This window comes from Microvirga splendida, from assembly GCF_016427565.1.
Lineage (GTDB): Bacteria > Pseudomonadota > Alphaproteobacteria > Rhizobiales > Beijerinckiaceae > Microvirga > Microvirga splendida.
In genome coordinates this window covers 21,270-29,493 of record NZ_JAELXT010000042.1, presented here as the reverse complement: position 1 = coordinate 29,493, position 8,224 = coordinate 21,270, and the positions used below count along the sequence as shown (strand labels likewise).

Annotated in this window: 8 protein-coding genes; 4 read left to right on the top strand and 4 right to left on the bottom strand. The window is 67.7% G+C overall.

Features of this window, described 5'->3' with window-relative positions; all coding sequences use genetic code 11:
- On the bottom strand, nucleotides 1-1,301 hold a 1,301-nt coding region (locus tag JAO75_RS22735; RefSeq protein ID WP_199051496.1), incomplete at its 3' end, for a DNA translocase FtsK 4TM domain-containing protein.
- Between the two features lie 326 nt (nucleotides 1,302-1,627).
- Between JAO75_RS22735 and JAO75_RS22730 the strand changes: the two genes are divergently transcribed.
- Genes JAO75_RS22730 through JAO75_RS22720 form a run of 3 tightly spaced genes read left to right on the top strand, consistent with a single transcriptional unit; the run spans nucleotide 1,628 to nucleotide 3,607 of the window.
- Entirely contained in the window at nucleotides 1,628-2,011 is a 384-nt protein-coding gene (locus JAO75_RS22730) for a hypothetical protein (RefSeq protein WP_199051495.1), read from the top strand.
- A gap of 40 nt (nucleotides 2,012-2,051) precedes the next feature.
- Nucleotides 2,052-2,990 (top strand): copper chaperone PCu(A)C domain-containing protein, encoded by a 939-nt coding sequence (locus JAO75_RS22725; RefSeq protein ID WP_199051494.1) that lies wholly within the window; start codon nucleotides 2,052-2,054, stop codon nucleotides 2,988-2,990.
- 23 nt (nucleotides 2,991-3,013) lie between these two features.
- The gene (locus JAO75_RS22720) at nucleotides 3,014-3,607 is read left to right on the top strand and encodes an SCO family protein (RefSeq protein WP_246742666.1); all 594 of its coding nucleotides are present in this window, start codon (nucleotides 3,014-3,016) and stop codon (nucleotides 3,605-3,607) included.
- 308 nt (nucleotides 3,608-3,915) lie between these two features.
- Here the strand turns inward: JAO75_RS22720 and JAO75_RS22715 are convergent, their stop codons facing one another.
- The 3 genes from JAO75_RS22715 to tesB all read right to left on the bottom strand — a co-directional run bounded on the left by JAO75_RS22715 (nucleotide 3,916) and on the right by tesB (nucleotide 6,703).
- On the bottom strand, nucleotides 3,916-5,262 hold the full coding sequence (locus JAO75_RS22715) for an ammonium transporter (RefSeq protein ID WP_199051492.1): 1,347 nt from the start codon (nucleotides 5,260-5,262) through the stop codon (nucleotides 3,916-3,918).
- Between the two features lie 34 nt (nucleotides 5,263-5,296).
- Nucleotides 5,297-5,635, bottom strand: a complete 339-nt coding sequence (locus tag JAO75_RS22710; protein ID WP_199051491.1) for a P-II family nitrogen regulator — start codon at nucleotides 5,633-5,635, stop codon at nucleotides 5,297-5,299.
- 207 nt (nucleotides 5,636-5,842) lie between these two features.
- Complete coding sequence (tesB, locus tag JAO75_RS22705; protein WP_199051490.1) at nucleotides 5,843-6,703, bottom strand: acyl-CoA thioesterase II; 861 nt, start codon at nucleotides 6,701-6,703, stop codon at nucleotides 5,843-5,845.
- Between the two features lie 188 nt (nucleotides 6,704-6,891).
- Here tesB and JAO75_RS22700 point away from each other — a divergent pair, with 188 nt between their 5' ends.
- The gene (locus tag JAO75_RS22700; RefSeq protein ID WP_199051489.1) at nucleotides 6,892-8,157 is read left to right on the top strand and encodes a ubiquinone biosynthesis hydroxylase; all 1,266 of its coding nucleotides are present in this window, start codon (nucleotides 6,892-6,894) and stop codon (nucleotides 8,155-8,157) included.
- Nucleotides 8,158-8,224 lie beyond the last annotated feature (67 nt).

Below are 8,224 nucleotides of genomic sequence, written 5' to 3'. Positions count from 1 at the left end.
ATGTCGTCGGCGAGCGAGATCACCCGCGACGACTTCGTCCCAGGCGCAGGCTCAAGCTCATACAACGTCACAACAGGGCCGGGATTGACCTTGGTGATGGCACCACGAACACCGAAATCCTCCAGCGTGCCTTCGAGCAGGGCAGCGTTCTGCTCCAGGGCCTCGGCCGAGATTGTGGGACCGGCCGGGCGCTTGGGCTCGGCGAGCAGGCCGAGCTGGGGCAGCTGATAGTTCTCTTCATCCAGCAGCGAAGGCTGCGCCTCGCGCGCCATGCGCTTGCCGGGTTTCGGCGCCGTGTGCGCCGGCGCAACCCGGGTCGGGGCAGGCTCGGGCCGGGCGGCCGGACGGGCCAGGGGAGGGAGCGCCTCGTCCTCGTCCCAAGGGGCCTCGTCGTCATCGTGCATGGGCACGGCGGCCGGTGCTGGCCGCGACCGCGCGGGCGCGCCGTCGAAAACGGGCTCGCGGCGGACACCCGGCTGCCGGGCGGCGCGCCTGGGCGGCGCGGGGGCGTCCTCGTATTCCTCGTCGGGAACGGAGTTCCGGCCCTCCCGCCAGCGGCGGGCGGCGGCGCGCAGGCTCATGGCCCCATGGGCCAGCGCTCCGAGGGACACGATGCCCCAGCCCGGCTCGTCGTGGCCGATTTCCTCGGCCTCGTCCCAGTCCTGGAGCTTGCGGCGCCGGACCGGCACGGGGTCCTCGATCTCCTCCGGCTCCTCGTGGCTCTTCTCGTCCGCCGAGCCGAGGCCGCAGGCGGCGGAAAGACTCAGGATGGCGATGCCGGCGAACAGGAAGCCGAGAACCGCGCTGGCCGAACCGCTGGACAGGCCCGTGATGGCCTTCGCGCCGGCGAGAATCGCATCGCCGACCACGCCGCCGAGACCCGTGGGCAGGGGCCAGCTCTGGGTCGGCGGCAGGGCGCTGGCGAGCGCCGTCGCGGCGCCCGCGCCGATGACCCAGAGGGCGAGGCGCAGCTGCAGGCGGCCGAGCGCGCCCGATTTCATGAGCCGCCATCCCCACAGCGCCAGGGGCAGCACGGCCGCGATGGCGCCGAGCCCCAGAAGCTGCATGAGCAGGTCGGCCACGATGGCGCCCGGCCATCCGATGAAGTTGCGGACGGGCAGATCCGTGGCGTTGTTCAGGCTCGGGTCGTCGACCGACCAGGTGGCGAGCGCCACCGCGACGGCGCCGGCCCCAGCGATCAGGCACAGGCCCGTCAGCTCCTGGGCCCGACGGGCCAGGAAGGCTCTCAAGGCGCTGAAGAGGCCATCATAGGCGGAAGAAGAACGGCGGGCCGCGCGCATCAAACCACTCTGAAAAGCAACAGGACGAGACACTATTGCCTGGATGCTAGCGCGGGCGGGTTAAGGGTCCTTTAACCGTAAGTGCATCGGCTGGGGAAAAAGCGCCTCGTCCGTCCATCCTCCCTCTCCCGGTTGGGAGAGGGTCGGGGTGAGGGCAGGCCGGTGCCGGATAACGCGCTCCAAGTCCAATCTGCAGCTGAGACATCAGCGCTTTGCTGGGGAAGTGTCATTCCCTCACCCCTGCCCCTCTCCCACACGGGAGAGGGGACCGTGGAGTGGCTTTTTGCGCGGTTGACGTCCGACCGGCGAAAGATCAGTGTCCCGGCATGAGACGCAGGACCTCCGCACAGGGCTGGACACGCGCCGCGATTGCGGTGGTGATGGCCTATGCGTTCGTCCTGCAGGCCCTCCTTCTGTCCGCCAGCGGCGCCGTCCATGCTGCCGCTGCCGCTGCCGAGCCGCAGGGAATCATCTGCCTGCAGGACGGCTCGTCCGCGCCCGATCATTCGCCCGCGAAGGCTCACGGGAATCTCTGCTGCACCCTGAGCTGCCACGGCTCGGGGCCGGCGGGGCCGCTTCCCGGGGCCGTGGTGCTCGAGCGGATCGTCCCCGTCGCCGTCATGGGCGACCGTCCGGCCGACCAGCCGCGCCTGCGCCTCACCTCCAACGTCCTGCCCCTGGGATCGCGCGCGCCGCCGCGCCTCGGCTGACCGCCGGTTTTCGATTTCAGTTCTGCAAGGACTTCCATCCATGACGTCTTCCCGCCTCGGCGCGCTCGCTGCCGCCCTCGTTGCCTTTTCCTCGCCCGCTCTCGCCCATGTCACCTTCGAGACCGGGCAGACGACGCCCAATTCCACCTACAAGGCTATCTTACGCATCCCGCATGGATGCGCAGGCAAGCCGACCCTGAAGGTGCGCGTGCGGATCCCGGAGGGGATCGTCGCCGTCAAGCCCATGCCGAAGGCCGGCTGGAAGCTCGAGACCGCCAAGGGGGCTTATGTGCGCGCCTATGAGGTCCATGGCGAGGCGGTGTCCGAGGGCGTCACCGACATCGTGTGGACCGGCTCCCTCGACGATGCCCATTACGACGAGTTCGTGTTCCAGGCGCGCTTCACCGATGCCTACCAGCCGGGCGCGACGGTGTATTTCCCGGTGGTGCAGGAATGCGGCGGCGCCGTGGAGGAATGGACCCAAGTGCCCGCCGCCGGCGAGGACCCGCACAGCCTGAAATCGCCCGCGCCCGGCGTGAGGATCGCGGCCGCGCCAGGGGCTGCACCGGCCGCCATGAAGGCCGGGTCCCTGACCCTCGATCAGCCCTGGTCGCGCGCCACCCCCGGCGGCGCCAAGGTGGGCGGCGGATACCTGCGCATCACCAACACAGGCACGGCTCCCGACCGCCTCACCGGCGGGTCGTTCCCGCTGGCGTCGAAAGTCGAGGTGCACGAGATGCGTCTCGACGGCGACATCATGCGCATGAAGCCGGTGGAGGGCGGGCTCGAGATCAAGCCCGGCGCTACCGTGGAGCTGAAGCCGGGCGGGCTCCATCTCATGTTCGTGGACCTGAAGGAGCCGCTGAAGGAGGGGCAGACCGTGAAAGGAACGCTGACCTTCGAGAAGGCGGGCTCCGTCGAGGTGGAATACACCGTGCGCGGCATGGGCGGGGCTGCTCCCGCCGAGCACAAGCACTGATGCGGAAAGGACGAGCCATGAACATGAAACGCCTTCTCGTACCCTTCCTCGTCTTCACCACGGGGCTCCTGGTGCTCGTCGTCACGGCGGGCCTGCTTCTCGTTCCATCCGGCCAGCAGCAGAGCGCCGGCAAGGTGCCGATCGGCGGCCCGTTCCGCCTCACGAGCCACGAGGGCAAGCCGTTCACGGCGGAGGACCTGAAGGGCCGGCCCTTCGTGGTCTTCTTCGGCTTCACCCATTGCCCGGAAGTCTGCCCGACGACGCTCTACGACCTGACCCAGGACATGGCCGCCTTAGGCAAAGATGGCGAAAAGCTGCAGGCGGCGTTCATCACGGTCGATCCCGAGCGCGACACGCCGGAGCTGATGAAGACGTACCTGTCGTCCTTCGATCCGCGCATCGTCGGCCTCACCGGCATGGAGGAGGAGATCGCGGCGGCCGCCCGCGCCTACAAGATCTATTTCCGCAAGGTGCCCACCGACGGCGGCTACACCATGGACCACTCGGCCACCCTGTTCCTGATGGACAGCAAGGGCGAGTTCTACGGCACGTCCAATTTCCAGGAGCCGGAGGAAACGCGCCGCGCGAAGCTGCGGCAGCTGGTGAAGAACGGGTAAGATTTAACTTCCCTGAGACTCCCCGCGTCATCCCTGGGCTTTCCCGGGGATCCACGTCTTTGCCGCGGGTCGAAGACGTGGGTGGCCGCAACAAGTGCGGCCATGACGGCGCGGGTGTCATCTCCGGCGAGCCGCAGGCGAGGGAAGGGGATCCACTCGCATGCTCAGCGCTATGGATTCCCTTCCCCTCCGCTTCACTCCGGCCGGGAATGACACTGAAGAAAAAAGCCCCGGCGTGCGGCCGGGGCTTTTCCGTGGGAGCCTCTGGAAGGCTTCGTTGCCGCATCGCTCCAGGTGATGCGGGGTCTTCAGTAGTTGTAGGCGCGCTCGCCGTGGTCCGCGAGGTCGAGGCCTTCGCGCTCGGCGTCATGCGTGACGCGCAGGCCGACGATGGCGTCGACGATCTTGTAGAGCACCAGGGAGCCGATGCCGGTCCAGACCAGGGTGATCAGCACGGCGATGGTCTGCGTCCAGACCTGGCCGCCGATCGCGTACTCGCCGACGCCGTAGCCACCGAGCGACGGAGCCGCCACGATGCCGGTGCCGATGGCGCCGAGGATGCCGCCGACCCCGTGGATGCCGAACACGTCCAGCGCGTCGTCATAGCCGAGCGCGTTCTTCACGCCGGTGACCGCGTAGTAGCAGACCGCGCCGGCCACGAGGCCGAGCACGATGGCGCCCATCGGGCCGGAGAGGCCGGCGGCCGGCGTGATGGCGACAAGGCCGGCCACAGCGCCGGATGCGATGCCGAGCAGGGAGGCCTTGCCCTTGGCCATGGCTTCCACGCTCATCCAGGCGAGGCCTGCGGCCGCCGGGGCGAGGATCGTGTTGATCAGCGCAAGCGCCGCGCCGCCCGTGGCCTCCAGGTTCGAGCCGGCATTGAAGCCGAACCAGCCCACCCACAGGAGGCAGGCGCCGACGAAGGTGAGCGTCAGCGAATGCGGGGCGAGCAGGTCGCGGCCGTAGCCGATGCGCTTGCCGATGAGCAGAGCGCCGATGAGGCCCGCCACGCCCGAGTTGATGTGAACGACGGTGCCGCCCGCGAAGTCCAGCGCCCCGAGGCCGAAGAGATAGCCTTCCGAGAACCACACCATGTGGGCGATGGGCAGGTACACGACGGTCAGCCACAGGCCGGTGAACAGCATCACGGCCGAGAACTTGATGCGCTCGGCGAAGGCGCCGACGATCAGGGCCGGCGTGATGCAGGCGAAAGTGAGCTGGAAGGCGATGAAGGTGAATTCCGGAATCGCCACGCCCTTGGTGAAGGTGTCGGCGGTGGAATCCGTGGTCACGCCGGCCAGGAACGCCTTGCCGAAGCCGCCGATGATGGCGCCCAGCAGGCCCTCGCCGCCGGACGTGAAGGCGAGCGAATAGCCGTAAGTTACCCACAGGATCGACACGAGGGAAAACACCGCGAAGACCTGCATGAGCACGGAGAGCATGTTCTTGGTGCGCACGAGGCCGCCGTAGAACAGGGCGAGGCCCGGGATCGTCATGAGGATCACGAGGATCGTCGAGACGAGCATCCAGGTGGTGTCGCCCTTGTTGACCGTGGGAGCGGCTGCCGCGGCGTCCTGCGCCAGGGCAGGATCGAGGACTGCGAGACTTAAACCCAGCGCACCGAGCGCCGGCAGGAGAAGAGGACGGAACGTCATCGGATAAAACCTCGGAAAATCAAAGAATGGAGGATCAAAGGGCGTCGCCGTCGGTCTCGCCCGTGCGGATGCGGACCGCCTTCTCGAGCGAGGTGACGAAGATCTTGCCGTCGCCGATCTGGCCCGTGCGCGCGGATGCCGTGATCGCGTCGATCACCGGATCGACCAGCTCGGTCGGCACGGCTACCTCGATCTTCAGCTTCGGCAGGAAGCTCACGGCGTATTCGGCCCCGCGGTAGATTTCCGTGTGGCCCTTCTGCCGCCCGTATCCCTTCACCTCGGTCACGGTGAGGCCGTGCACGCCGAGGGTGGTGAGCGCATCGCGCACTTCCTCCAGCTTGAACGGCTTGATGACCGCCATCACAATCTTCATGGGTCAGGCCCCCTTTTGTTGCGTCTTCCCGAACAATGCGGGCGACGGCTCCAACGTGAACCCGGCTCCAGGTCCGGGTGTCGGGGGTCTTTATGCAAGGATCATGCCAAGCCTAGCCGGCCATGGCGAAAGAACGCTGCCTCGAAAAGAGGCAGCGGGGATTTGGCTGGAAAGTGGCCTGTGTGATGAAATTCTAGGCAGCCGAAGTCAGCGGCGTCGCTCGCGGATCAGGCCTTCCTGGGCCACCGATGCAATCAGGGTTCCGTCCTGCCTGAAGATGAGCCCGCGCGAGAGGCCGCGGGCGCCGCCGGCGCTCGGCGTGTCCTGTGCGTAGAGCAGCCACTCGTCGGCCCGGAACGGCCGGTGGAACCACATGGCGTGGTCCAGGCTCGCCGGCTGGATCTCAGGCTCGAACACGGTCCTCCCATGAGGGATGAGCGACGTGTCGAGGAGCGTCATGTCGGACGCGTAGGCGAGTACGCTCTGATGGATCGCGGGGTCGTCCGGCAGGCGCCCCGTGGCCTTGATCCACACATGGAAGCGCGGCTCGCCGGGCTCGCGGGACAGGTAGCGGTTGATCTCGACCGGCCGGATCTCCAGCGGGCGCTCGCGCTCGTAATAGGTGCGCATGGGCTCCGGCATCTTGAGGATCAGGCCGCCCTTCACCTCCTCCTCGCTCGGAAGCTCATCGGGCCCGGGCACCTTCGGCATTTCGGCCTGATGGGCGAAGCCGTCCTCCTCCACATGGAACGAAGCCGACATGGAGAAGATCGCCTGGCCGTGCTGGATCGCCAGCACCCGGCGGGTGGTGAAGCTCTTGCCGTCGCGGATGCGGTCGACCTCATAGATGATCGGAACCTTGGGATCGCCCGGCAGCATGAAATAGCAATGCAGCGAATGGGGATGACGCCCGTCCACCGTGCGCGTGGCGGCTACCAGCGCCTGCCCGATCACCTGCCCGCCGAACACCCGCTGCCAGCCGCTCTTGGGGCTCTGCCCGCGAAACAGGTTCACCTCGATCTGTTCGAGGTCGAGGATGGAGAGGAGATCGGTGACAGCGCGGGACATGGGCCTCAAAAATCCTGTGATCACGAAAGGTCATCCATCGGGGAGCAGCCGCGACACGTCAAGCTTGACGCTGGTCAATGATTGGCTGACACCCACCTATAACGTTCAGGGTCGGAGAGTTTCCTCGATCCACGCATTGTCGGCCGCCGAGGGTAGCGTTGCCCGGAGCCGCCTTGGGAGAAAACGCGATGAGCGCAGCAACGGGTTCGGCGCAACCGCGCATCGTCATTGCCGGCGGGGGCCTCGCCGGATTGTCCCTGGCCCTGGCGCTGAAGGAGGCGCTCGCCGAGGGCATCGACGTGGTCGTGTGCGATCCGGCCCTCAAGCGCGATCCGCACGGCGACAAGCGCTCCTATGCCATCGCGGCGGCGGCGCGGCGGATGCTGACGGCGCTGGGCGTGTGGAACAGCGTTGCGGAGAAGGCACAGCCCATCCTCGACATGGTGATCACCGACAGCCGCCTGCAGGATCCGGTGCGCCCCACCTTCCTGACCTTCGCGGGCGAGGTGAACGGGAACGAGCCCTTCGCTCACATGGTGACAGCCGGCGACCTGACGGCTGCGCTGCTCGAGGCCTGCCGCGGGGCCGGTGTCGATCTCAGGCCGGAAGGCGTCAAGGGTTTCGCCGTCCAGGGGCCCCGCACCGACGTGGCCCTGACCGGCGGCGAGGTTCTGCCCGCCGCCCTGCTGGTGGCCGCGGATGGCGGGCGCTCGCGCCTGCGCGAGCAGGCGGGCATCGGCTGGATCTCCTGGCCTTACAAGCAATCCGGCATCGTCGCGACCATCGCCCATGAGCGCGACCACGAAGGCAAGGCCGTGGAGCATTTCCTGCCCTCCGGCCCGTTCGCGATCCTGCCGCTGAAGCCCGAGCCGCAGGGAGACGGCACCGTGCAGCATCGCTCCTCCATCGTCTGGACCGAGCGGGCCGAGAACGTGCCGGCCCTGCTGGAGTCGAACCCGGAGGATCTGCTCGTCGAACTGGAGCGCCGCTTCGGCCTGCAGCTCGGCAAGCTCGCCTTCGAGACCAAGCCGCAGGCCTTTCCCCTGTCCTTCGGGGTGGCGCGCTCCTTCGTGGCCGAGCGTCTCGCGCTGCTCGGCGACGCCGCCCATGTGATCCACCCCATCGCCGGCCAGGGGCTCAATCTCGGCCTGCATGACGCCGCCGCCCTCGCCGAGATCGTCACGGATGCCATGCGGCTCGGCATGGATCCGGGCGCGGCCGATGTGCTCGACGATTACGAGCGCGCCCGGCGCACCGACATCACCGCCATGGGCGTGGTGACGGACGGGCTCAACCGGCTGTTCTCCAACGACGTGCTGCCTGTGCGCCTCGTGCGCGACCTGGGGCTCGGCCTCGTCGACCGGATGCCAGGCCTGAAGCGCTTCTTCATCCGCGAGGCGGCAGGCCTCACCGGACGCGAACCGCCACGCCTGCTGAAGGGCCAGTCCCTTTAGAGGTACCTCCGAATCCAAGGCTTGGAGTAATTCCTTTTAGGTATGTGATAATGTAGGGTTCGAGCGT